Consider the following 22,954-nt stretch of genomic DNA (forward strand, 5'->3'; position numbering starts at 1 on the left):
GCTACAGCCGCTCGATGATCGTGACGTTGGCCTGCCCGCCGCCCTCGCACATCGTCTGCAGCCCGTAGCGACCACCGGTGCGCTCGAGCTCGTGCAGCAAGGTCGTCATCAGGCGCGCGCCGGTCGCGCCGAGCGGGTGCCCCAACGCGATGGCGCCGCCGTTGACGTTGACCTTGGCGAGGTCGGCACCGGTCTCGCGCTGCCAGGCCAGCACGACCGACGCGAACGCCTCGTTGATCTCGACCAGGTCGATCTCGTCGAGCGACATTCCCGTCTTCTTCAACGCGTGGGCCGTAGCCGGGATCGGCGCCGTCAGCATGATGACCGGGTCGGCACCACGCACCGACAGGTGGTGGATCCGCGCCCGGGGCGTCAGCCCGTGCTCACGCACCGCCTGCTCGGAGGCGACCAGCAGCGCTGCTGCGCCGTCGGTGATCTGGCTCGACACGGCAGCGGTGACCCGGCCGCCCTCCTGCAGCGGCTTGAGGCCAGCCATCTTCTCCAGCGTCGTGTCGCGGCGCGGCCCGAGGTCCTCGGTGACCTCTCCAAACGCAGCGATCTCCCGGGCGAACCGGCCCTCGTCGATCGCCCGTAGCGCGCGCTGGTGCGACTCGAAGGCGAACGCCTCCATCTCCTCGCGGGAGATGTCCCACTGCTGCGCGATCATCTCGGCCGAGTTGAACTGCGACAGCGGCTGGTCGCCGTAGCGCGCCACCCAGCCGGCCGATCCGGTGAACGGCTCGGCGAAGCCGTACTGCTCACCCGCGAGCATCGCCGAGGAGATCGGGATCGCACTCATGTTCTGCACGCCGCCTGCGACGACAAGGTCGGCGGTGCCGCTCATCACGGCCTGCGCGGCGAAGTGAAGTGCCTGCTGCGAGGAGCCGCACTGCCGGTCGACGGTGACGCCGGGCACCTCCTCGGGCAGGCCCGCGGCCAGCCAGCAGGTGCGGGCGATGTCGCCGGCCTGCGGGCCGATCGTGTCGACGCAGCCGAAGACCACGTCCTCGACCGCCGCCGGGTCGACATCGGCCCGCTCGATCACGGCACGCAGGACGTGCGCGCCGAGGTCTGCCGGGTGGACCCCTGCCAGCCCGCCGCCGCGCCGGGTCACCGGGCTGCGCACCGCCTCGACCAGGAATGCCTCAGCCATCGGACGATCCCTTCATCGCGCTCAGGAAGGCGGGCGCCTCGCCCCCTCCGTCGACGTACAGCTCGGCGCCGGTGACGTAGCCGGTCTCCGGGCCCGACAGCAGCAGGCATGCGGCCGCCACATCCGCCGGTGAAGCAAGGCGGCCCATCGGCACGGTCGCCTCGACGGCGCCGATGTCGTCACCGTAGGTCTGGCCGGCGAGCTCCGTGCGCACCAGCCCCGGTGTCACCTGGTTGACCCGCACCTTGGGCGCCCACTCGATCGCGAGGCTGCGGGTCAGCACCGCGAGCCCGGCCTTCGCGGCGTTGTAGGCCGACGTGCCGGGCGCCGGCCGCCGCGCCGCGACGCTGCCGATGTTGACGATCACCCCGCCGCCGTCCTGCTGCTGCATGACCGCGTTGGCCGCCTGCGACAGGTAGTAGGGCGCCAGCAGGTTGAGCGCGACGATCCGCTCGACGAACCGCGGGCTGACCGTCGCCGCGTCCGCGTAGGGGCTGCCGCCCGCGTTGTTGACCAGCACGTCGAGCCGGCCGTGCGTCCCGACGACCTCGTCGACCAGCGCGCGGCACTGGTCGGGGTCCCGCACGTCGCAGGAGACGAACGGGTGCGGCGACGAGTCGGGTGGCTTGCGGCCGCAGACGATGACCCTCGCGCCGGCTTCGGCGTAGGCCGCAGCGATGCCGGCACCGAGACCCCGGGTGCCCCCGGTGACCAGGACCACGCTGGCGTCGAAGGACGCGGTCACACCTGCGCCCGCGCGAAAGTCGCCGCCATGTCACCGGCGGCGACGTGAGCGAACGCCATCGCCGGCGTGATCGGCGCACCGGGACCGGGATAGGTGTTGCCCATCATCGACGCCATCGTGTTGCCGCAGGCGTAGAGACCGGGCAGCGGCCGACCGTCGCCGCCCAGCACCCGCGCGTGCTCGTCGCAGATGAGGCCACCCTTGGTGCCGAGGTCCGACAGCACCACCTGCGCCGCGTAGAACGGCCCTTGGACGATCGGGCCGAGCGACGGGTTCGGGTGCTCGTGCGGGCCCGGAATTCCCGGGTAGCGCTGGAAGACCCAGAGCAGCTGACGCTCGTGGCTGCCCTCGGCGCCCCGGCCGAACTCCTCGTCGACCCCGCGGTCGACCGACTCGTTCCAGCGCGCCACCGTCTGCGGCAGGTCGACCGCGCCGATCAGGTCGGCGAGCGCGGTCAGCGTGCCGGCCCGCTTCAGCGCACCCGCCTGCACCCAGGGGGTCGGGTCGGCGCCCGGTCGCAGGCCACCGAACCCGCTCACCTGCAGGAACTGCTCGTCGAAGACGAACCACGACGGGATGACCGGTCGCCCCGCGTCGTGCGCCGCCAGCATCAGGTGGCCGAACGTGTCGTAGTCGACGCCTTCGTTGAGCCAGCGACGACCGGTCCGGTCCACGACGATGCCGCCCGGCGTCACCCGCTCCCAGAGCAGGAACGACGGCCGGCCGTCGGGCCGGAGGAACCCCGGCGCCCACCAGGAGTCGTCCATGAGGTCCGTGCGCGCGCCGAGCGCGATGCCGGCGCGGATGCCGTCGCCGGTGTTGCCTTCGACGCCGAGCGTCCAGTCGCTGTGCCGCACCGGTCCCGGCTGGTGGGCGGCACGCATCTCGACGTTGCGCTCGAAGCCACCCGAGGCCAGCAGCACGCCGGCCCGGGCCCGCACCTCGAGCGCCTCGCCGTCGCGGCGCGCGGAGATGCCCACGACCGCGCCGCCGTCGACCAGCAGGTCGACGAACGCGGTCGACGCCCACAGGTCGACCCCCGCCGCCGTGCAGGCGATGAGCAGCTGGGCGATCAGCGACTGGCCGCCCCACATCGGCCCCTCCGGCCCGGGGTCGGGGATCGGCGGGCCACCGTCGCCCATCGGCATCTTCTGCACGAACGGCTGCGGGACCTCGCCGAGCCGCGCGCGCGGGAAGATCTTCGGCGTGATCGCGCGGCCGGTGAGCAGCGCGCCCGGCCGGCCGGGGTGGTAGTCGGGGTAGCCGGTCATGTAGTTGAAGTGCACGCCGTGCTCTTCGAGCCAGGCGATCGTCGGAGCCGCGGCCTCGAGGAATGCGTCCTGCATCGACTGCGGCGTGCGGTCGCCGACGGTGTGACGCAGGTACTCCCGCGCGAGCTCCAGGCTGTCGGGCTGGCCGGCGGCGAGCACGTGCAGGTTGGCCGGCGCCCACAGCCCCGCGCCCGACAGCGCGGTCGTGCCGCCGAACCGGTCGGACTTCTCGACCAGCAGCACCCGCAGCCCGGACACCGCTGCGGTCAGGGCACCGACCAGGCCGCCGGCTCCCGAACCGACCACGACGACGTCGTAATCCACGGTCTGCGACACGCCGTGAGTCAACTAGAACGTGTTTCAGTCGTCAAGGCAGCCGGGTGGTCAACCACGCCCGGCCCGCCGCACCACCGACGCCGCGTGCCGGCCGGCCCGGCGGCCGAAGAACGACCCCTCGCCGAGCTGCGTCCCGCTCGCATATCCCTTGCTGTCCTGGGCGATGTTGGCCGCGCACGCGCCCGCGGCGTACAGCCCCTCGACGACCGTGCCGTCGTCGCGCAGCACCTGCCCGTCGACCGACGTGCGCAGCCCACCGATCGTGAAGCCGGAGTAGGTGGCCTTGCCGAGCGACAGGTCGAACGCACCCCACGGCCCGTGGTCCTGCGGCTCGAGGAAGTCCGGGTGTTTGTGGAAGTCGCGGTCCTCGCCGCGCACCGCACGGGCGTTGTAGCGGTCGAGCGTCCGCTGCAACCGGCCCGCGGGGATGCCCAGCGCGCGCTCCATCTCCGCCACGGTCTCCCAGCCGTCGATGAACGGCGCCAGCGGGAAGACCGGCTGCTCCATGTGCGCGTCGTCGACGACGAGGTACGCCGTCGCGCCCGGTTGCTCCAGCACGAACCCGGCGGTCCGGGAGTGGTAGGAGTCCTCCGCCACGAACCGCGCACCGTCGCGGTTGACGATGACGCCGGTCAGCAGCCGCGCCGGCGGGTAGCAGGGGGCGGTCAGGAACGCCTGGTCCATGTGCCGTGTCGCTGCGCCGGCGGACATTCCCAGGCGGATGCCCAGCCCGTCGTCGTACGTGCTGCCGAGCGGCAACGACTTCTCCGCCAGCGCGGGCACGTGCGCGGCGACCATCTGCTCGTTCATCACGAACCCGCCGGCCGCGATGACGACGGCCCCGGCCCGCACGGCGCCGCCGTCGCGGAAGTGCTTGTAGGCCGCGCCCACGACCCGGCCCTGGTCGTCGACGACGAGGGCCGTCACGCCCGTCTCGTAGCGCACCTCGACGCCGAGGTCGCCCGCGCGCTTGACCAGCAGGTCGACGACCATCGCCGCGCCACCGGTGTCGCCCGGCACGGGCACCTTGTGCCCGCGCGGCGCGGGCTTCGCCTGCTCGCGAAACGGCCAGACCTTCTCGTTGCCGGAGTACATCAGCCCTTCGGTGCCCGGCTGGATGACGGCCTTCTCCGGGTAGTAGCTGCGCTCGAACCGGAAGCCCAGCCCCTCGAGCCAGTCGAAGTGCGCGACGCTGCCCTCGGCGTAGGCGCGGATCTTCTCCGGCTCGGGGTCGCGCGAGACCGCCATGAGGTAGCGGTACATCTCCTCCGGCGAGTCGTCGTGGCCGGTCGCCCGCTGCACCGCCGTGCCGCCGCCGAGGTAGAAGTGCCCGCCGGCCAGCGCACTGGTGCCACCCGCGACGGCGGCCCGCTCCAGCACCATGACCCGCGCCCCGGCCGCGGCCGCCTCGACCGCCGCACATCCACCGGAGGCCCCGAACCCCACGACCAGCACGTCGACCTCGTCGGACCAGTCGACCGACGACGCGGCGAGCGGGGTCGGGACGTCGTGCGGCACGCCCGAAGTCTGGTAGAACGCGTTCTAGCGGTCAACCGGGGAGGAGCCGGCATGGTCGACCGGCGCAGCCCGCCACCCGCCTCGATGATCGAGCGGATGACGCTGATCCTCGGCGCCTTCGACGGCTCCGCGCCGCGCCTCACCCTGCAGGAGATCGCCGACCGCAGCGGGCTGCCCCGCTCGACCACGCACCGGATCCTCGACACGCTCGTCCGGCTGCGCTGGCTGGAGCACCGTGGCGGCGGCTACCGGCTCGGCATGCGGTCGCTGGAGCTCGGTGGCCTGGCCGTGGCGCACAACGAGCTGCGCGAGGCGACCGCCCCCCTGCTCCACGACCTGCACCTGCGCACGCAGGCGACCGTGCACCTGTCGGTGCTCGACCGGCTCGACATCGTCTACCTCGACCGGGTCGCCGGGCGGGGCGGGTCGGCCGTCAAGACCCGCGTCGGCGGGCGCACGCCCGCACACGCGACCGCCGCGGGCAAGGCCATGCTCGCCTGGCTCGACCCGCGCGTGGTCGACGCGACGTTCCGCGACCGGCTCGTGCCGCGCACGCCCCGCACGCTGCCGACGGTCGAGGCGTTGGCCCAGGAGCTGGTCGCGGTGCGGGCCCGGGGCGGTGTCGCCTACGACCGCGAGGAGTCGGCCCCGGGCGTCGCCTGCGTCGCCGCACCGCTGCGCGGCAGCGGGCGGGCGATCGCCGCGATCTCCCTGACCGGGCCGGCCCGCGAGACCGACCTCGTCCGGCTGACGCCCTACGTCGAGCAGACGACGCGGCAGGCGAGCGCCGCGCTGTTCCCGCGGTTGCCCGACGACGACAGCCGGCGCGACCACCCGGTGCCGAGCGCGTGGCCACCGGGCGCCCTCGACAAGCTGCTGCAAGGCATGGGCGGCGACTACTGGCTCTGACCCCGGAGGGGACGGACATGACCGACCATGCCATCGGGCCGGCACGGCTCGGCATCGTCACGCCGGTGCTCACGCTCGTGCCCGGGCTGCACGGTGAGTGGGAACGCAGCGGGAGCATCGACGACGTGGTAGCCGTCGCCCGGTCGGCGGACCGACTCGGCTTCGCACACCTGACCTGCGCCGAGCACGTCGCCGTCTCGGCCGACACCGGGCGGCAGCGCGGGTCGATGTTCTGGGACCCGCTGGCGACGCTGTCCTACATTGCGGCCGTCACGTCGCAGATCCGGCTGGCCACGCACGTGCTGGTGCTCGGGCACCAGCACCCGCTCGCGCTGGCGAAGCGCTACGGCACGCTCGACCGGCTGAGCGGCGGCCGGCTCGTGCTGGGCGTCGGGGTCGGGAGCCTGCAGGAGGAGTTCGACCTGCTCGGCACGCCGTGGACCGACCGCGGAGCGCGCGGCGACGACGCACTGCGCGCGCTACGCGCGGCGCTGTCGCGCCCGACCGCCACCTACCACGGGGAGTTCTACGACTTCGACGACGTGATCCTGGAGCCGTACGCCGTGCAGGACCGGATCCCCATCTGGGTCGGCGGGCGCACCCGCCGGTCGCTGCGGCGCGCGGTGGAGCTCGGCGACGGGTGGGCGCCGTTCGGCCTGCGCCTCGGCGACATCACCGAGATCCTCACCGCCGCCGGCAGCCACGATGGTCTCGAGGTCGTGCTCTACACGCCGCGCCCGATCGACCCGCTGGGCGACCCCGATGCGGCCCGGCGGTCCCTCGACAAGGCCTTCGCCGCCGGCGCGACGAAGGTCAACGTCAGCCTGCAGTCGACGTCACTGCAGCACTACCTCGAACAGATGGAGGCGCTGCGCGACCTGTGACGACGATCATGACGACGCGGTGAAGAACTCCAGTGCCGCCTGCTCGAACGCCTCCTTGCGCTCGATCTGCACCCAGTGGCCGCAACGGCTGTAGATGCGCAGGTCCGCCCGCGACATCCGCCGGGCCGGGAACAACGCGCCCTCCACCGGTGCGACCCGGTCGTCGCGCCCCCAGCACAGCAGCACCGGCTGGCGAATCCTGTGCACCTCGCCCCAGAGCGGCACCGGCTCGGCCATCGCCGGGTCGTAGAAGGTCGCATAGGCGTCCTGCAGGTTCTTGATGGCGCCGGGGGCGGTCGCGGCGGCGAACCGCGACTCGATCAGCGCGTCGTCGACCAGCCGGGAGTCGAAGACCATCGTGCGCAGCCAGGCGACGATGCGCTCGCGACTCGGCTCTGCGTTGAACTCCATCAGCCGGGTGATGCCCTCGGACGGGCTCGGTCCGAGGATCGTCGCGCCGGTGCCGCCGGGACCCATCAGCAGCAGCCGCTGCACCCGTTTGGGGTTGTCGAGCGTGTAGCGGACCGCGACGTCGCCGCCCATCGAGTTACCCAGCAGCGACACGGTTTCCAGGCCCAGCGCGTCGAGCAGGCCGCCGACGGCGTCTGCGGCGATCCGCAGGTAGTTGCGGTCGTAGTGCTCCGGCCGCTGGCTACCGCCGAAGCCGGGCTGGTCGAGCACGATGCAGCGCAGTTGCTGCGACAGCACCGGCAGGTTGTTGCCGAAGTTGGCCCAGCCGCTGACGCCGGGACCCGACCCGTGCAGCAGCAGCACCGCCGGCCCGCTGCCGACGTCGTGGTAGGCGAGCTCCAACCCGTCGACGGTCACCGTGCGCCGAGTGTCCTGCGCAGAGAGCGCGTCGGTGGCCGTCACTACTTCTCCGCCGCGAGCTCGAGCGCGATGTCGATGAGCTGGTCCTCCTGGCCGCCGACGAGCTTGCGCTGCCCGGCCCGCACCAGGATCTCCGCACCCGAGACGTCGTAGCGCTGCGCCTGCCGGTAGGCGTGCTTGAGGAAGCTGGAGTAGACCCCGGCGTAGCCCATCAAGATGGCCAGCCGGTCGAGCAGGCACTCGTCGTCCATCACCGGACGCACCACGTCCTCGGCGGCGTCGATGATGCCGAAGACGTCGACGCCGGTGCGGATGCCGAGCTTCTCGGCGGCGGCGACGAACGCCTCGACCGGCGTGTTGCCGGCCCCCGCGCCGAACCGCCGGGTCGACCCGTCGATCTGCACCGCCCCCGCACGTGCGGCGAGGATCGAGTTGGCGACGCCGAGCGCGAGGTTCTCGTGCCCGTGGAAACCGACCTGCGCGTCGTCACCGAGCTCGGCGACCAGCGCCTGCACGCGTTCGGTCACCTGGTCCATCACCAGCGCGCCGGCGGAGTCGACGACGTAGACGCACTGGCAGCCCGCGTCGGCCATGATCCGCGCCTGCTGCGCGAGTGCCTCCGGCGGCGAGCTGTGCGCCATCATCAGGAACCCGACGGTCTCCAGGCCGAGCTCGCGGGCCAGCCCGAAGTGCTGCCGCGACACGTCGGCCTCGGTGCAGTGGGTGGCGACCCGGCACACCGCGGCACCAGAGTCGCGGGCCGCGCGGATGTCGTCCTTGGTGCCCAACCCCGGCAGCATCAGGAAGGCGATCTTCGCACGCTTCGCGGTCTTGACCGCGGCCGAGATCAGCTCCTGCTCCGGGGTCTTGGAGAACCCGTAGTTGAACGACGAGCCGCCGAGCCCGTCGCCGTGCGTGACCTCGATGACGGGTACGCCGGCGTCGTCGAGCGCACCGACGACCGCGATGACCTGGTCGGTCGTGAACTGGTGCCGCTTGGCGTGCGAGCCGTCGCGCAGCGACGAGTCGGTGATGCGCACGTCGAGCGTGTCGCTGAACGTTCTCGGCAGGGTCACGGCAGCGCTCCTCAGGCCGTCGGGGTCAGGTCGCGCTGGCGTGCCAGCACCTCGCCGACCCGGACGGCGGCGGCGGTCATGATGTCGAGGTTTCCGGCGTACGGCGGGAAGAAGTCGCCCGCCCCCTCGACCTCGAGGAACACCGCCACCCGCGCCAGCCCGCCCGACTCCACGGTCGGGTCGTCGAACTGCGCGTCGCTGCGGGCGCGGTAGCCGGGCACGTACTCCGCGACCTCGGCCACCCGCTGCGCGACCGCGGCCGCGATCGCGTCGCGGTCGGCGTCGGCCGGGATCGCGCAGAAGACCGTGTTGCGCATCAGCACCGGCGGGTCGGCCGGGTTGAGGATGATGATCGCCTTCCCCTTCTGGGCGCCGCCGACCTGCTCGATGCCGCGGCTGGTCGTGCGGGTGAACTCGTCGATGTTGTCGCGGGTGCCCGGTCCGGCCGACTTCGACGCGACGGCAGCGACGATCTCGGCGTAGGCGACCGGCGCCACCGAGCTGATCGCGTGGACGATCGGGATCGTCGCCTGCCCGCCACAGGTGATGAGGTTGAGGTTGGGCGCCTCGTAGTGGTCCTGCAGGTTGGCCGGCGGTACGACGTAGGGACCGATGGCGGCGGGCGTCAGGTCGATCGCCCGGATCCCGGCCTCCTCGTAGCGTGGTGCGTTGGCGCGGTGCACGTAGGCCGACGTCGCCTCGAAGACCATGTCGGGCAGCTCGTCCTGCGCGAGCAGCCAGTCGACGCCCTCGGCGCTCGCCGCGAGCCCCGCCTGCCTCGCCCGCGCCAGTCCCTCGCTCGCCGGGTCGACGCCAACCATCCAGCGCGGCTCGATCGTCTCGCTGCGCTGCAGCTTGGCGAGCAGGTCGGTGCCGATGTTGCCCGACCCGATGATCGCCGCGGTTGCCTTGCCCATCACCCCATCGCCCTTCTACACAAAGGAAACCGACACCGACCCCAGGCCGGTGAACTCCGCGCGGACCTGGTCGCCGCCGGTCACGTCGTAGGCCCGGGTGCACGAACCCGGCAGGATCACGTGCCCGGCGCGCAGCCGCACCCCGAACGACGCGACCTTCTGCGCCAGCCAGGCGACCGCGGTGAGCGGGTTGCCGAGCACCGCGTCGGAGCGCCCGGCCGCGACCTGCTCGCCGTTGCGGTAGAGCACCGCGTCGATCGCGGTGATGTCGAGCTCGTCGGGCTTGCGCCGCTCGGCCCCGAGCACGAGCCCGGCCGATGACGCGTTGTCGGCGATCGTGTCGGGCAGCCGGATCTTCCACTCGGCGATGCGGCTGTCGATGAGCTCGATGGCGGGGACGATGTAGTCGGTGGCACGCACCACGTCGTCGACGGTGCAGCCCTCCCCCGGCAGGTCGTCACCGAGCACGAAACCGACCTCGACCTCGACCCGCGGCACGAGGTAGCGCGACGCGTGCACCGGCACGTCCTCGTGGCAGACCATGTCGTCGAGCAGGTGGCCGTAGTCGGGCTCGTCGACGCCCATCATCTGCTGCATCGCCTTCGACGACAGCCCGACCTTGTGTCCGTGGATCCGCGCGCCCGCGTCCAGCCGCCGCTGGATGTTGCGCAGCTGGATCTCGTAGGCGTCGACCACGTCGATGCCCGGGAACGTCTCGGTCAGCGGCGGGATCGGCCGGGCGGTCTCCTCGGCAACCCGCAGCAGCTCGGCCGCCTCGTCGCGCTGGGCTTCCGAGAGGCTCATGACTCCAGACCGTACTGGCCGCGGAAGAACAGCAGCGGACCGCTGACGCGGTGCGTGACGAGCTCGCGGACGTGCCCGATGACGACGTCGTGGTCGCCCGCCGGTCGGGTCTCGGTGATGTCGCACATGACGGTCGCCAGCACCCCGTCGATCGACGGCCCCCAGGGCGTCGGGTGCCAGCGGAGGTCGGCGAACTTGTCGCCGCCGGAGCGACCGAAGCAGGCCGACACGTGCTGCTGGTCGTCGGCGAGCACGTTGACACAGAACCGGCCGGTCCGCCTGATCCGCGGCCACGACGTCGACGTGTGCGCGACGCAGATCAGCACCAGCGGCGGCTCGAGCGACACCGACGTGAACGACTGGCAGGCCAGCCCCACCGGCTCGTCGCCGGGCAGCCCGGTGACGATCGTGACCCCGGTGCAGAAGTGGCCGAGCACCCGCCGCATCTCGGCCGGCGTCGCGCAGTGCGTCCCGGGCGCGATCGCACCGCGATCGACCGTCGCGGTCACGACCGCGCTCCCCAGCGGTGCCCCCAGTAGCTGTCACGGGTGATGTCCTCGGCCGTGTAGGTCGCCTCGTCGATGCGCCGGCCGAAGCAGCCGAACTCGATGTCGCACCCCGTCGGCGTGCCGACGTAGAACGACACCATGTAGTCGTTGGTGTGCCGGCCGAGCGTCGAGGACAGCGGGAACTTCCGCTTGTGCACCCGGTCGAGTGCACGACCGACGTCGTCGAGCTCGGTGACCTCGAGCATGAAGTGGACGATGCCGTTGGGCTGCCACCACGGCCCGAGCGCCAGCGTGTGGTGGCGCGGGTTGGTCGACAGGAAGCGCACGAAGTAGCGCCCGTCGGGGTCGCCACCCGGCACCAGCTGACTCGCGATCCGCATCGCGCCGCGGCTGCGGAAACCGAGCACCTGCGTGTAGAAGTCGTAGGACGCCTGCGGGTCCTTGGTGGGCAGCACGACATGGCCCATGCCCTGGTCGCCGGTCACGAACTGGCCGCCGTGCGGCAGCACCAGCGGTGCGTGCACCAACGCGGCGCCATGGAAGATCTCCAGCGCGGTGCCGGCCGGGTCCGCCGTCGTCACGAACTCCTGCACGCGACGGGCGTCGGCGTCCTCGCCGCTGCCCCACTTCACCGGAGCGCCGGCGTCCTCGAGTCGGCGTACGACGTCGCGCAGGGTCTCCGCGTCGCGCACCTCCCAGCCGACCGTGACCAGCCGCTCGGTCCGGCCCGGCAGCAGCACGAGCCGGGCGGCCCGCTCGTCCAGGCGCAGGTAGAGCGCGTCGGGGTCGGGACCCTCGCCGGGCGCCATCCCGAGCACGTCGACGGCGAGCTCGCGCCAGCGGTCGAGCTCCGCGGTCTCGAGGACGAGGTAGCCGAGGGAGTGGATCATCAGATCATCGCGTCCTCGATCTCGAGCCCGAAGGCGCCCTTGCCGTACATCGCCAGCCACCGCTCGGTGTCGTTGGCGGCGTGCACGCTGCCCGCGTGCGCGTCGCGCCAGTGCCGCTCGATCGGGTTGCCGGTCTTGAGCGAGCGGCCGCCGGAGTTCTTGAACAGCAGGTCGACGGCCTCGATCGACCGCTCGGTGCCGCACACCTGGTCGCGCCGGGCGCGCAACCGCAGCTCCATCGGGATCTCCTCGCCGGCGTCGACGAAGCGCATCTCCTCGCGCACGTTGGTGACCAGCTGCAGCCAGGCCGCGTCGATGTCGGAGCCGGCGCGGGCCACGCGCACGTGCGCGAACGGGTCCTGCGCGACCTTCTGCCCGCCGTACGAGACCCGTACCCGCTCGCGCATCGACTCGACGTGCGCCTCGTAGGCGCCCTGAGCCATGCCGATGATGGGCGCGGTGATCGTGTTGCTGAAGATCGTGCCGAACGGCAGCTTGTAGAGCGGCGAGGTGTTGACCTCCTGCCCCGGGCCGCGCAACGCGCTGACGTCGTTGAAAGACAGCGTGCGGTGCGCCGGCACGAACACGTCGTCGACGACGATGTCGTTGCTGCCGGTGCCGGCCAGCCCCATGACGTGCCAGACGTCGTCGATCGCGTAGTCGCGACGTGGCAGCAGCACGGTGTGGAAGTCGACCGGCTTGCCCTCGGGGCCGATGACCAGCGCGCCGAGCAGCACCCACGTGCAGTGGTCACAGCCGGAGGAGAAGCTCCAGCGCCCGGACAGCCGGTAGCCGCCGTCGGTCGCGGTCAGCTTGCCCATCGGTGCGTACGACGACGAGACGAGCGTGCCGGGGTCGTCGCCCCACACGTCGTCCTGCGCCTGCACCGGGAACAACCCGAGCTGCCAGGGGTGCACGCCGACCACCGAGGAGACCCAGCCGGTCGAGCCGCACGCGGTGGCGACGGCGCGCACGCAGTCGTAGAAGTCGACCGGGTCGGCCTCGAGCCCGCCATAGCGCTTGGGCTGCAGCATCGTGAAGACGCCGGCGGCCGCGAGCTCGGCGATCGACTCCGCCGGCACGCGGCGCGCCTGCTCCGCGGCCACCGCGCGGTCGCGGATCGCGGGCAGCAGGTCCTGGACCGCGGCGTAGACCTTGTTCGTCATGCGAGCCCTCCGTCGTGCGTCTGCTGCCGGGACCGTAGGCCCGCATCGTGAGCGGCTGGCGCTCCTGTCCCGCTCAGTGGGACGCTGAGCCGAGAGTAGAACGTGTTCCACATCTGCGCTACGGTCGCCCGCGCCTGCGGTCCGCCAACAGTGAGGAGGCCACCGTGGTGCTCGAGCGGTTCCGCGTCGACGGCAGGGTTGCGGTGGTGACCGGCGCCGGCCGCGGCATCGGCGCGGCGACCGCCGTCGCGCTGGCCGAGGCCGGCGCCGACGTCGTGCTGGCGGCGCGCACCGAGGAGCAGCTGCTGCAGGTCGCGGCACGGGTCGAGGCGCACGGCCGGCGGGCCGCGGTCGTCGCCGCGGACCTCAGCGACCTCGACGCGGTCGCCGCACTGGCCGACACCGCGGCGCAGCACCTGGGCCGGCTCGACATCGTGGTCAACAACGTGGGCGGCGCGATGCCGCGAGAGTTCCTGCGGACGTCACCGCGGTTCCTCGAGGAGGCGTTCCACTTCAACGTGTCCACCGCGCACGCGCTGACGCGGGCGGCGGTGCCACACCTCCTGGCCGCAGGCGGCGGGGCGGTCGTCGGCATCTCGTCGGTGATGGGCCGCGTCACCGGCCGGGGCTTCGTCGGCTACGGCACCGCGAAGGCCGCACTGGCCCACTGGACCCGGCTGGCTGCAGCCGACCTGGCGCCGCTGATCCGGGTCAACGCCATCGCCGTCGGTTCGGTCGCCACGTCCGCGCTCGACATCGTCATGAGCGACGACAGGCTGCGCGGCACGGCGGAGGCCAACACCCCGCTGCACCGGATCGGCGACCCGGACGAGATCGCCGCGGCGGTGCTGTTCCTGGCCTCGCCCGCCGGGTCGTTCGTGACCGGCAAGGTCATCGAGGTCGACGGTGGCACCGAGCGGCCGACGCTCGACCTCGGCCTGCCCGACCTCACGCCTCCCTGACGCCCTCGCGGACGCGCAGCTGCTCGACGAAGCGGGCGACCGCGCGCACCACGTGGGCGGACCGGATCGACGGGAACACGTCGAAGGCGTGCTGCGTGCCGGGCAGCTCGATGTAGCAGACCGGCTGCTGCGACAGCTCGCGCAGCCGCTGCACGAACAGCCGCGCCTCGACGACCGGCACCAGGGTGTCGTTCTGCCCGTGGATCACCAGGAACGGCGGGGCGTCGACCGCGCGCTTCACCACCTCGAGCGGCGACGCGTCGGCGTAGGCCTGCTCGTCGGCCGTCTTCATGACCATGCGCTCGAGCAGCGAGCGTCGCCGCACCCGCGCCATCGACGTGCCGGTCTCGCCGACCAGGTCGTAGACGCCGTAGTAGGGCACGCAACCCGCGACCGACGTGTCCGAGTCCTCGAAGCCGGGTTGGTAACGGGGGTCGTTGGCCGTGAGCGCGGCCATCGCCACGAGGTGCCCGCCGGCCGAGCCACCGGTGAGCACCAGGAAGCCGGGGTCGGCGCCGTAGTCCTCCCCGTGCTCGCGCACCCAGGCGATCACGCGCTTGACGTCGACGACGTGGTCGGGCCAGGTGGCCCGCGGGCTGCGCCGGTAGTTGGGCGCGAAGCAGACCCAGCCGCGGGCGGCGAGGTGCAGCATCAGCGGACGGCCCTGCTCGCGCTTGTCGCCGATGACCCAGCCACCTCCGTGCACCTGGACGAGGGTGGGACAACCGGTAGGGCGGTCGCGGCGGCGGTAGACGTCGAGCTTGTGCCGCGGTGAGGCGTCGCCGTAGGACACGTCGACGACGCGCTCGACGTCGGGGTGGCGGAAGGACATCGGCACGAAGAACCGCCGCAGCCAGCTGGTCGGCTCGACCGGCGTCGACGGGTCGCAGACATCGGCGAGGGCGGAGTCGGCGATGCCGGCCGCCGCCTCCGCCGCCGCGATCAGCCGCAGCAGTCCGACCACCGTCAGCGCCGACAGCACCAGCGCGATCCAGCCGACGATGCCGGACAACCCGCCGAAGAGGCAGAAGAGCACGGTGGCGACGACCGTCAGCACCGCGAGCTGTGGGGCGAGCTCCGCGGTGAGCCACGCGGCGAAGAACGCGACGGGCGCAAGAGTCGGCAGCCGAACGGGGCGTACGACGTTGACGACGTTCAGGAACCCGAACGCCGCCAACGCGAGGAACGCAGCAGCCACAACGTCCAGTGTGCCGCGCCGGAATTCGCCGTACCCTTGCGCCCGTGCACGCGCTCTCCGGATTGGACGCGTCGTTCCTCTACTTCGAGACCCCGACGATGCACATGCAGGTCGTCGGGGTCGTCCTCGTGGACCCGGTCCCGGGCTGGGGTCGCGAGCGCGTCCTGGAGTTGCTCCGGGAGCGGCTCGACCTCGTGCCGCCGTTCCGCCGCCGGCTGCACTCCGCGGCGTTGCGGATGCACCACCCGGTGTGGGTGGAGCTCGACCACGTCGACCTGGACGAGCACGTCAGTGCGGTGACCTGCCCGGCTCCCGGCAAGCACGAGCAGCTGATGACCCTCGTCGCCGACTTCGCCGCCGTGAAGCTCGATCGCAGCAAGCCGCTGTGGCAGGTGCTCGTCATAGACGGCCTGGCCGACGGCCGTGCCGCCGTGGTCTTCAAGGTCCACCACTGCGCCGTCGACGGGGTCGCAGCGGCGCGCATCCTCAGCAACCTCGTGGACCTCGACCCCGCCGGCCGCAGCCCCGAGCAGCTCGCCGAGGCCCGCGCCCTGACGGAGATCGGCACCGCCGCGGAGCCGACCATGCAGGCGATGGTCGCGCACACGGCCCGAGGCCTTCTCGGCTGGCCGGTGGGGCTGGCCCGGGTGCTACCCAAGACGGGCCAGTCACTGGTGCGGCTCGTGCGTTCCCATGGCGGTGGAGCCGCTACGTCCGGGGGTGCCCTGCCGTTCACCGCGCCTCGCGCGCTGTTCAACGGCCGCATCGGCGCAGGCCGGAAGGTCGAGCTCGTCGACGTCGCCCTCGACGACGTCAAGGCGGTGAAGAAAGCCGCCGGCGGCACGTTCAACGACGCGGTCATGGCGATCTGCGGCACTGCTCTGCGCCGTTACCTCGCGGCGCACGCCGACGTCCCCGATGGCAGCCTGATCGCAGTCGTCCCGGTGTCGGTGCGCGGCGGGGAGAGCGACGACTCGGCCAACCGCACGTCGGCGATGTTCACCTCGCTCGCGACCGACGTCGCCGACCCGAAGGAACGGCTGGCCGCCGTACGCCGGTCCAACACGGCCGGCAAGGCCGTGCACGCGACGTTCGGCGACGAGCTGCTCGCCCAGGCCGCGCAGCTGGCCCCGCCGAACCTCACGTCGCTCGCGGCGCGCTTCTACAGCGCGACGGGGCTCGCGGAGCGGCATCCGGTCGTGCACAACGTCGTGATCTCCAACGTGGCCGGACCGCCGTTCCAGGTCTACCTCGCGGGCGCTCCGGTGCAGGCGATCTTCCCGCTCGGGCCGGTGCTCGAGGGCTCGGGCCTGAACATCACGGTCATCAGCTATCGCGACCGCGTCGGCTTCGGCCTGATCGCGTGCGCCGAGCGGCTGCCCGACCTGTCGGCCCTCGCCGCTGAGGTGGCCGGAGCCGTCGACGAGCTGCTGGAGGCTGTGCACGCCTGATCGCCCCGTGCTAGAACGTGTTCCACTATCGGCAAGGGGCGGGCGATGCAACGACCGGCGTTCACGATGGCAGTCGCGATGGGCGATCCGCGCGACTACACCGCGCTGGCGCGGACCGCCGAGGAGTGCGGTTTCGACCAGGTCGCGGTGCCCGACTCGATCTTCTGGTCGGAGCAGGTGTCCGACGCCTATCCCTACACGTCCGACGGGTCGCGCATGTGGCGTGCGGACACGCCGTTCGTCGACCCGTTCCAGGCAGTGACCGCGATGGCCGCCGCGACCTCGCGCATCCGCTTCTGCACCCACGTGGTGAAGGTCGGCGTGCGCAACGCGGTGCTGCTGGCCAAGCAGGTGCAGTCGACCGCGGTGCTGACCGGCGGGCGCTTCACGTTCGGCGCGGGGGTCGGCTGGCTGCGCGAGGAGTTCGAGTGGTGCGGCCAGCGCTACGAGCAGCGCGGCGCCCGCGTCGACGAGGAGCTGGAGGCGCTGCGCGGCCTGCTCACCGGCGACTGGACCGAGTTGCGCGGTGAGCACGTGCAGTTCGGTCGCATCCGCATGTCCCCGCCGCCGCCGTCGCCGGTGCCGTTCTACATCGGCGGGCACACGCCCGTCGCGTTGCGGCGCACCGTGCGTTTCGGCGACGGCTGGACCAGCGCGATGATCACCGTCGACGAGCTGAAGCAGGTAGTCGCGTCCCTGCGCGAACAGCTGGCCGCCGCCGGCCGCAGCGACGAAGGGTTCGCCGTGCAGGTCGCGTCGTCCGACCGCTACGGGCTCGAGGGCTACCGCGAGCTGGTCGAGATCGGTGCGACCGACATCGTGACCGTGCCGTGGGTCTTCTACGGCGTCCCTCTCGACGGCCCACTGGAGGCGAAGCAGGACGGTCTACGCCGCTTCGCTGCGGAGGTGATCGACCGATGGTGACGCAGACCGCCGAGCACCCGGCCCGGATCGCCGCGCGACGCTCCATGATCGGGGCGGAGACGAAGAACCGGGAGGCCTGGCTCGCGGCGTACGCCGACGACGCCTGCATCGAGGACCCGGTCGGGCCGTCCTGGCTGGACCCGACCGGCGCGGGCCATCGCGGCCGGGCGGCGCTCGAGGCCTTCTACGACGCGACGATCGCGACCACCGAGGCGATCCGCTTCGAGATCGTCGACTCGTTCGCGGCCGGCAACGAGGTCGCCAACGTCGGCACGATCCACATCACGCTGCCCGACGGCAAGGTCGCACGGTGCGAGGGCGTGTTCGTCTACGCGGTCAACCCCGACGGGCTGATCTCGTCGCTGCGGGCGTTCTGGGAGACCGACCGGATGATGGCGACGATCGGATGACCGACGACGGCATCGTCAGCGGGGAAGCCTGGCGGGAGTTCTGCCAGACCCTGGAGAAGGCGGGCGAGATCGTGCTGCGGTCCACCGCCCCCGGGACGCCGCTCGACCGGGCCGAGGGCTTCCGCTACCTGTCCCGGCTGCTGCGCAACTCGCTCTACTCGACGATCGAGAACAGCGATCCTGACCGGCCCGCGATGCAAGGGCTCGACCTGGTGAAGATCGGCGCGGACAACCCCGACAACGTCTACCTGTCGGCACCCGTGCGCGGCACGAACGACTACCGCATCACCGGCACTCGCGGGTCGATCGCCTACGTCAGCTTCGGGTCGAAGGCCAACCGCTACGCCAAGGACGGCACGATGGCGTCGACCGGCGAGCTGCGCAACGACTCCCTCGTCGTCGCGCCCGACGGAAGCGTCGAGATCCTCGTCAGCGCGACCCCGCAGCCGGGCAACTGGCTGCCGCTGGCCGACGACTCGACGATGGTCGTCATCCGCCAGTCCTACCTGGACCGGTCGTCCGAAGTGCCCGGCGACTACCGCATCGAGCGGCTGGGCGACCCGGTGCCGGCGCCGGGCCCGCTGACGACGCAGCACGTGGCCCGGTCGCTGCAGCGCACGGCCCTCGCGGTGATCGGCACCGCCGCCACCTTCGCGCAGTGGACCGAGCTGTTCATGACCCGGCCCAACGAGCTGCCCGACTGGGGCCAGGAGATGTTCGCGCGCGCCGGCGGCGACCCCGAGATCTTCTACCTGCACGGTTACTGGTCGTTGCGGCCCGACGAAGCGTGGGTCATCGAGACCGACGTGCCGGACTGCCCCTACTGGAACTTCCAGCTCGACAACTGGTGGATGGAGTCGATGGACTACCGCCACCACAGGGTCACGGTCAACAAGCACACGGCCCGGCTGGATCCCGATGGCCGGCTGACACTGGTCGTCGCTGCGTCCGACCCGGGCGTCGGCAACTGGATCGACACGACGGGGCACACCAGCGGCACCGCACTGCTGCGGTGGGTGAGTGCGACCGAGCACCCGATCCCCACCTGCCGGGTGGTGCCGCTGCAACGGCTGCTCCCGGAGGGCCTGCGATGACCGCCGCCGTGGAGACGTTGCAGGTCGACGGCCTGCTGGCCGCCGCCCGCGACAAGACCGGCCTCGACGACTTCGGCGACGAGTGGTTCGTCGAGCCGCTGGGCGTGCTGGTGAAGTCCCTCAACGACGAGGCTCGCCTGTCCTCCATGGGCTTCCAGATGACGCAGCGCCGGCTGACCGCACTGCTCGTCGACCGGCTGCGGCTGCGTCGGCTGCAGCGCCAGCACCCGGAGATCCTCGACGTCGGCGTGCAGGTGGCCGCCGAGATCTGCGGGCTGCCCCGCACCGGCAGCACGTTGCTGCACCGGCTGCTCGCGGCCTCGCCCCAGCTGACCTCGACGGCATCGTGGGAGACGTCGTACCCGCTGCCGTTCCCCGGCGAGGGCCCGGACGCCGCCGAGCGGAAATCGCGCGCCCGCAAGAAGATGGAGCTGTTCCTCGAGCTCTCCCCCGACTTCGGCGACATCCACACGGTGACGTGGGACGAGCCGGAGGAGGACATCATCCTGCTCGACCGCACGTTCGTGTCGCAGACGTTCGACTCGTTCTACTGGGTGCCGTCGTACGGCGCGTGGCTGCGGTCGTTCGACCAGGCACCGGCCTACCGCGAGCTGCGCGAGTGGCTGCAGGTGCTGCAGTGGCAGGAGCCGTCGCGGGCCGGGCAACGGTGGGTGCTGAAGTCGCCGCACCACCTGACGGCGACGTCGACCGTGCTCGACACGTTCCCCGGCTGCAAGCTGGTGATGACGCACCGGTCACCGGTGTCGGCGGTGCCGTCGTACGCGTCGATGGTCGTGGCGATGTCCTCGCAGTACAGCGAGCAGGTCGATCCGGTGGCGATCGGCCGTTACTGGAACGACCGCTTCGTCGAGTCGCTGGGGTCGTTCACGACCGTGCGGGCGCAGCGGCCGGAGCGGTTCGTCGACGTGCAGTTCACCGACACGCTGTCCGACCCGCTGGCAGTCGCGCGGCAGGTGCTTTCGGCACTCGGCCTGGCCTGCGGATCGGAAGACGTCGCAGCGTTCGAGGCCTACCTGGCGCGCAACCGCGAGGAGCGGCACGGCGCCCACCGCTACAGCGCCGAGGACTTCGGCCTGTCCGCGGCGCAGCTCGAAGCCGACTTCTCCTTCTACGTCGAGGAGTACCTGTGACCCGAAATGAGCATCCCCAGTGATCCTGAGCGACGAGGTAGTCGTCATCACCGGCGTCGGCGCCGGGCTCGGCGCGAAGCTGGCGGCGCGCGCCGTCGAGGAAGGTGCGCGCGTCGTCATGGCGGCCCGCTCGGCCGGCGTGATGGAGAAGATCGAGGCCGATACGGGCGGCGCGGCCATCGGCGTGCAGGGCGATGTCCGCAACGAGGAGGACTGCGCGCGGGTCATCGACGCTGCCGTCTCCCGCTTCGGGAAGGTGACCGGACTGGTCAACTCGGCCTACTCCCATCCCGGTTTCCACGACCTGCTCGCTACTCCCGACAAGCAGCTGCGCCGCTCGCTCGACGTGATCCTGTTCGGCGCGCTGCAGATGTCGCGACTCGCTGCGCCGCACATGCGGGCCGCCGGCCACGGCTCGATCGTCAACGTCGGCACGATGACAACCCGCAAGCCGATGCGCGGCGAGGGCGGCTACGCCGTGGCCAAGGCGGCTCTGTCGTGTGCCACCCAGTTCCTCGCGCTGGAGCTCGGCGAGGCCGGCATCCGCGTCAACTCCGCCATCATGGGTTGGCTCGACGGGCCGGGCGTGCGCTTCTACCTCGAGATGACGTCCCAGGAGAAGGGCATCTCCGAGCAGGACGTCTACGACGACATCGCCTCGCGCAACCCGCTCGGCCGGATCCCCACCGACGAGGCGTGCGCCGGGTCGATCCTCTTCCTGCTGTCGCGCTACGCCTCCGAGGTGACCGGCGCGACGCTCGACGTCAACGGCGGGGAGTACATGCCGGCCTGACCTCCGTGTGACCACTTTCGCCCGCGTGCTCATGGGCTCGGACCGTCGGCCCAACCGCCGGGGCCGATCCAGCGGCCGTCGCGCAGGCGTAGCGTCTTGCGTCCGGTATGGACGTCGTGGTGGCTCTGGTGGCACAACGGCACAAGATTGTGGAGATCGGTGTTGCCGCCGTGGCGCCACCAGCGCACATGATGCGGAATCGTGCCCGGCCGCCCGCAACCGGCAACGGCGCACAGCCCACCCCACTGCGTGGCGAGCGCCAACCGCTGCGTCCTGGTCGCGTGGCGCCGCGCCCGGCCCACGTGCACCGGCCGGCCGCTGCGGTCCACCAGGATGCCCGTGATCTCGCTATCGCAGGCCAGCCTCTCGAGCGTCGCGGGCGCGATCCGCATCAGGTCACCGAGCCGAGCAGGCAACGCGCCGGGCATCCCCAGCAACGCCTCCACCTGCGCGGTAAGGGTGAGCGAGCACCCTCGCCGGCTGGGCTCAATGGCATTCGGGGCCGTATCGGTGCCAGCTGGGTCGAGAGCCGAGGCCTCCTCAATCAGGGACCTTCCGACGGCCACCTGCTGCAACGCCGCGTGGAACGCGTCATGATCTCGCTGCTCCCTGCTGGGCAGCTCGGCGCCGGGCTGCACTTCCTCCGCCACCGCCGGGGCGAAACGATCGAGCGACGAACGCAGCAGCGCGCCAGTGTCATCGTCGAGGAAGCCACGCAGGTGCCAGCCGCCGTCGAAGACCGGCCGCAGGACGAGATGACGCACCGAGTGCTTTCGCGCCGCTCGCTCGTCGTGCTCGACCGGCATCAGCGCGTCGACGAGGTCGGCGAGGGCCACTCGAAGGCTGCTTCCCGGTAGGCGCTCCGCCATCGCCTGCGCGATCAGGACGAACGCTTGCTCCAGACGCTGGTGGGCGCCGGTCCCCTCGACCGCGATGCGGTCAAGCTCCAACCGGGCCTCCGCGTTCTCCACCGCGTCGCCACCGAATGCGCCGGCAAGCACGTGCGTAACGCCGTCACGGATGACTGCCTGCAGCAGGTCCTCGTCCACCTTCACGGGCACTCGAGCCAGTGCAGAGGCGATCGTGTGCAGGTCCTGCACCGACAGCCGGCCGGCGCATGCCTCCGCGCCGGCGACGGGCATGCCGTCGAGCCGGCGCGCCGTGTGCACCGACAGCCGGTCGTCGGCCACGGCTTGGGCGCGCAGCCAGCCTGACGCGCTTCCGGCACCGTCGTCCATGTAGATGTCGCGGCTGTCGATCGTCCGCAGCCCCATCAGCGCCGCGGTGCGCAGCCGCTCGACCTGCACCAGCATCACGCGCTGGCGCTCGAGCACCACCGCGTCGGGCAGCCCCACGAGGTCTGACTCGAGCACCTGGTCGACCGCGCGGACCAGCGCAGTCACGGCAGGATCGACTCGGGCCGTCGAGGAGGCAGCAGCAGGCTCGGCGTAGGCGATCGCCACGACGGTGCCTCCCTCCGACTCGAACTGGTGTTCGATACTGACTTTACCGCCTACGAACGACAGAAATGCCTTGTCCACAAGGGATTCTTCGTCGGACTGGGCTGGCCGCGCGGGCCGAACTCCGCCAGATACGGCTCGATGTCGAGCGCCGGCGTCCCGCCAACCGGCTCCAGGCAGGCCGTCTCACATATCGAGATGGGAATTTCGTATGGCGAGCGCCGCGTACTACCGTCGACCTAGCGGCAAGGGAGGCGGCATGGCGACCTACACGCACGGCCATCACGAGTCAGTCCTGCGCTCGCACAGATGGCGCACCGCAGAGAACTCGGCGGCGTACCTGCTGCCGCATCTGCGACCGGGGATGACGCTTCTCGACATCGGCTCCGGACCCGGCACGATCACTGCGGACCTGGCCAGGCTCGTCGCCCCCGGACGTGTCACCGCGTTGGAGGCGACACCCGAAGCGCTCGCCCTCACGCAGGCGGAGATCACGTCGCAA

23 protein-coding genes are annotated in these 22,954 nt (G+C 71.7%); 10 read left to right on the forward strand and 13 right to left on the reverse strand.

Translation table 11 applies throughout. From position 1 onward, the window contains the following. Position 1: 1 nt before the first annotated feature. From VFJ21_12155 to VFJ21_12170, 4 genes are read right to left on the reverse strand one after another with little or no spacing between them, the layout of a single operon-like run. Complete coding sequence (locus tag VFJ21_12155; GenBank protein HET7407872.1) at positions 2-1,153, reverse strand: acetyl-CoA C-acetyltransferase; 1,152 nt, start codon at positions 1,151-1,153, stop codon at positions 2-4. Continuing rightward, positions 1,146-1,898 carry an SDR family oxidoreductase gene (locus VFJ21_12160; protein HET7407873.1) on the reverse strand — a complete coding sequence of 251 codons (753 nt, stop codon included), beginning with the start codon at positions 1,896-1,898 and terminating at the stop codon, positions 1,146-1,148. Before VFJ21_12160 ends, VFJ21_12155 begins: the two co-directional genes overlap by 8 nt. Continuing rightward, the gene (locus VFJ21_12165; GenBank protein ID HET7407874.1) at positions 1,895-3,505 is read right to left on the reverse strand and encodes an FAD-dependent oxidoreductase; all 1,611 of its coding nucleotides are present in this window, start codon (positions 3,503-3,505) and stop codon (positions 1,895-1,897) included. The genes VFJ21_12160 and VFJ21_12165 overlap by 4 nt, the downstream gene beginning before the upstream one ends. A 48-nt stretch (positions 3,506-3,553) precedes the next feature. Continuing rightward, the gene (locus VFJ21_12170; GenBank protein ID HET7407875.1) at positions 3,554-5,023 is read right to left on the reverse strand and encodes an FAD-binding protein; all 1,470 of its coding nucleotides are present in this window, start codon (positions 5,021-5,023) and stop codon (positions 3,554-3,556) included. A 51-nt stretch (positions 5,024-5,074) separates the two neighbouring features. Here VFJ21_12170 and VFJ21_12175 point away from each other — a divergent pair, with 51 nt between their 5' ends. Together VFJ21_12175 and VFJ21_12180 are read left to right on the forward strand one after the other, a co-directional pair. Continuing rightward, a complete protein-coding gene (locus VFJ21_12175; protein ID HET7407876.1) occupies positions 5,075-5,932 on the forward strand; it encodes an IclR family transcriptional regulator in 858 nt (285 codons plus the stop codon). A gap of 17 nt (positions 5,933-5,949) precedes the next feature. Then, a complete protein-coding gene (locus tag VFJ21_12180; protein HET7407877.1) occupies positions 5,950-6,816 on the forward strand; it encodes an LLM class F420-dependent oxidoreductase in 867 nt (288 codons plus the stop codon). A gap of 6 nt (positions 6,817-6,822) precedes the next feature. On the opposite strand, the gene VFJ21_12185 is transcribed toward VFJ21_12180, so the two are convergent. The 7 genes from VFJ21_12185 to VFJ21_12215 are packed head-to-tail and all read right to left on the reverse strand — an operon-like array spanning position 6,823 to position 13,009. Continuing rightward, positions 6,823-7,689 (reverse strand): alpha/beta fold hydrolase, encoded by an 867-nt coding sequence (locus tag VFJ21_12185; protein HET7407878.1) that lies wholly within the window; start codon positions 7,687-7,689, stop codon positions 6,823-6,825. Then, positions 7,689-8,723, reverse strand: a complete 1,035-nt coding sequence (gene dmpG, locus VFJ21_12190; GenBank protein HET7407879.1) for a 4-hydroxy-2-oxovalerate aldolase — start codon at positions 8,721-8,723, stop codon at positions 7,689-7,691. Before dmpG ends, VFJ21_12185 begins: the two co-directional genes overlap by 1 nt. 11 nt (positions 8,724-8,734) lie before the next feature. Then, entirely contained in the window at positions 8,735-9,640 is a 906-nt protein-coding gene (locus VFJ21_12195; GenBank protein ID HET7407880.1) for an acetaldehyde dehydrogenase (acetylating), read from the reverse strand. Between the two features lie 15 nt (positions 9,641-9,655). Beyond that, complete coding sequence (locus VFJ21_12200) at positions 9,656-10,444, reverse strand: 2-keto-4-pentenoate hydratase (protein HET7407881.1); 789 nt, start codon at positions 10,442-10,444, stop codon at positions 9,656-9,658. Continuing rightward, complete coding sequence (locus tag VFJ21_12205) at positions 10,441-10,890, reverse strand: flavin reductase family protein (protein HET7407882.1); 450 nt, start codon at positions 10,888-10,890, stop codon at positions 10,441-10,443. The genes VFJ21_12200 and VFJ21_12205 overlap by 4 nt, the downstream gene beginning before the upstream one ends. 59 nt (positions 10,891-10,949) lie before the next feature. Next, positions 10,950-11,843 (reverse strand): VOC family protein, encoded by an 894-nt coding sequence (locus tag VFJ21_12210; GenBank protein HET7407883.1) that lies wholly within the window; start codon positions 11,841-11,843, stop codon positions 10,950-10,952. Next, entirely contained in the window at positions 11,843-13,009 is a 1,167-nt protein-coding gene (locus VFJ21_12215) for a flavin-dependent monooxygenase (GenBank protein HET7407884.1), read from the reverse strand. The genes VFJ21_12210 and VFJ21_12215 overlap by 1 nt, the downstream gene beginning before the upstream one ends. A gap of 164 nt (positions 13,010-13,173) precedes the next feature. On the opposite strand from VFJ21_12215, the gene VFJ21_12220 reads away from it, so the two are divergent. Beyond that, a complete protein-coding gene (locus VFJ21_12220) occupies positions 13,174-13,971 on the forward strand; it encodes an SDR family oxidoreductase (GenBank protein ID HET7407885.1) in 798 nt (265 codons plus the stop codon). Here VFJ21_12220 and VFJ21_12225 read toward each other — a convergent pair. Next, positions 13,958-15,169: an alpha/beta hydrolase gene (locus tag VFJ21_12225; protein ID HET7407886.1), complete on the reverse strand. Its 1,212-nt coding sequence runs from the start codon at positions 15,167-15,169 to the stop codon at positions 13,958-13,960. The two genes, VFJ21_12220 and VFJ21_12225, sit on opposite strands and share 14 nt — an antisense overlap. Before the next feature lie 44 nt (positions 15,170-15,213). Between VFJ21_12225 and VFJ21_12230 the strand changes: the two genes are divergently transcribed. Genes VFJ21_12230 through VFJ21_12255 form a run of 6 tightly spaced genes read left to right on the forward strand, consistent with a single transcriptional unit; the run spans position 15,214 to position 20,992 of the window. Then, positions 15,214-16,620 (forward strand): wax ester/triacylglycerol synthase family O-acyltransferase, encoded by a 1,407-nt coding sequence (locus VFJ21_12230; protein HET7407887.1) that lies wholly within the window; start codon positions 15,214-15,216, stop codon positions 16,618-16,620. Between the two features lie 45 nt (positions 16,621-16,665). Beyond that, positions 16,666-17,544: a TIGR03619 family F420-dependent LLM class oxidoreductase gene (locus tag VFJ21_12235; protein HET7407888.1), complete on the forward strand. Its 879-nt coding sequence runs from the start codon at positions 16,666-16,668 to the stop codon at positions 17,542-17,544. Next, positions 17,538-17,954, forward strand: a complete 417-nt coding sequence (locus tag VFJ21_12240; GenBank protein ID HET7407889.1) for a nuclear transport factor 2 family protein — start codon at positions 17,538-17,540, stop codon at positions 17,952-17,954. The genes VFJ21_12235 and VFJ21_12240 overlap by 7 nt, the downstream gene beginning before the upstream one ends. Beyond that, a complete protein-coding gene (locus VFJ21_12245; GenBank protein ID HET7407890.1) occupies positions 17,951-19,048 on the forward strand; it encodes a DUF1214 domain-containing protein in 1,098 nt (365 codons plus the stop codon). The genes VFJ21_12240 and VFJ21_12245 overlap by 4 nt, the downstream gene beginning before the upstream one ends. Next, entirely contained in the window at positions 19,045-20,199 is a 1,155-nt protein-coding gene (locus VFJ21_12250) for a sulfotransferase (GenBank protein ID HET7407891.1), read from the forward strand. The genes VFJ21_12245 and VFJ21_12250 overlap by 4 nt, the downstream gene beginning before the upstream one ends. Before the next feature lie 19 nt (positions 20,200-20,218). Continuing rightward, positions 20,219-20,992, forward strand: coding sequence for an SDR family oxidoreductase (locus VFJ21_12255; protein HET7407892.1), 774 nt, complete (start codon positions 20,219-20,221; stop codon positions 20,990-20,992). A 29-nt stretch (positions 20,993-21,021) separates the two neighbouring features. Here VFJ21_12255 and VFJ21_12260 read toward each other — a convergent pair whose 3' ends face one another. Further along, positions 21,022-22,455, reverse strand: coding sequence for a hypothetical protein (locus VFJ21_12260; GenBank protein ID HET7407893.1), 1,434 nt, complete (start codon positions 22,453-22,455; stop codon positions 21,022-21,024). A 256-nt stretch (positions 22,456-22,711) separates the two neighbouring features. On the opposite strand from VFJ21_12260, the gene VFJ21_12265 reads away from it, so the two are divergent. Further along, on the forward strand, positions 22,712-22,954 hold a 243-nt coding region (locus VFJ21_12265), incomplete at its 3' end, for an SAM-dependent methyltransferase (GenBank protein ID HET7407894.1).

The organism is Mycobacteriales bacterium (assembly GCA_035690485.1).
Lineage (GTDB): Bacteria > Actinomycetota > Actinomycetes > JAFAQI01 > DASSKL01 > DASSKL01.

What these genes read in the sequence shown, in the direction of transcription:
- VFJ21_12180 (HET7407877.1), top strand. Translation starts at nt 5,950, where the DNA reads ATGACCGACCATGCCATCGGGCCGGCACGGCTCGGCATCGTCACGCCG.
- VFJ21_12175 (HET7407876.1), top strand. Translation starts at nt 5,075, where the DNA reads ATGGTCGACCGGCGCAGCCCGCCACCCGCCTCGATGATCGAGCGGATG.
- VFJ21_12210 (HET7407883.1), bottom strand. Translation starts at nt 11,843, where the DNA reads ATGATCCACTCCCTCGGCTACCTCGTCCTCGAGACCGCGGAGCTCGAC.
- VFJ21_12235 (HET7407888.1), top strand. Translation starts at nt 16,666, where the DNA reads ATGCAACGACCGGCGTTCACGATGGCAGTCGCGATGGGCGATCCGCGC.
- VFJ21_12215 (HET7407884.1), bottom strand. Translation starts at nt 13,009, where the DNA reads ATGACGAACAAGGTCTACGCCGCGGTCCAGGACCTGCTGCCCGCGATC.
- VFJ21_12245 (HET7407890.1), top strand. Translation starts at nt 17,951, where the DNA reads ATGACCGACGACGGCATCGTCAGCGGGGAAGCCTGGCGGGAGTTCTGC.
- VFJ21_12195 (HET7407880.1), bottom strand. Translation starts at nt 9,640, where the DNA reads ATGGGCAAGGCAACCGCGGCGATCATCGGGTCGGGCAACATCGGCACC.
- VFJ21_12205 (HET7407882.1), bottom strand. Translation starts at nt 10,890, where the DNA reads ATGCGGCGGGTGCTCGGCCACTTCTGCACCGGGGTCACGATCGTCACC.
- VFJ21_12200 (HET7407881.1), bottom strand. Translation starts at nt 10,444, where the DNA reads ATGAGCCTCTCGGAAGCCCAGCGCGACGAGGCGGCCGAGCTGCTGCGG.
- VFJ21_12240 (HET7407889.1), top strand. Translation starts at nt 17,538, where the DNA reads ATGGTGACGCAGACCGCCGAGCACCCGGCCCGGATCGCCGCGCGACGC.
- VFJ21_12250 (HET7407891.1), top strand. Translation starts at nt 19,045, where the DNA reads ATGACCGCCGCCGTGGAGACGTTGCAGGTCGACGGCCTGCTGGCCGCC.
- VFJ21_12155 (HET7407872.1), bottom strand. Translation starts at nt 1,153, where the DNA reads ATGGCTGAGGCATTCCTGGTCGAGGCGGTGCGCAGCCCGGTGACCCGG.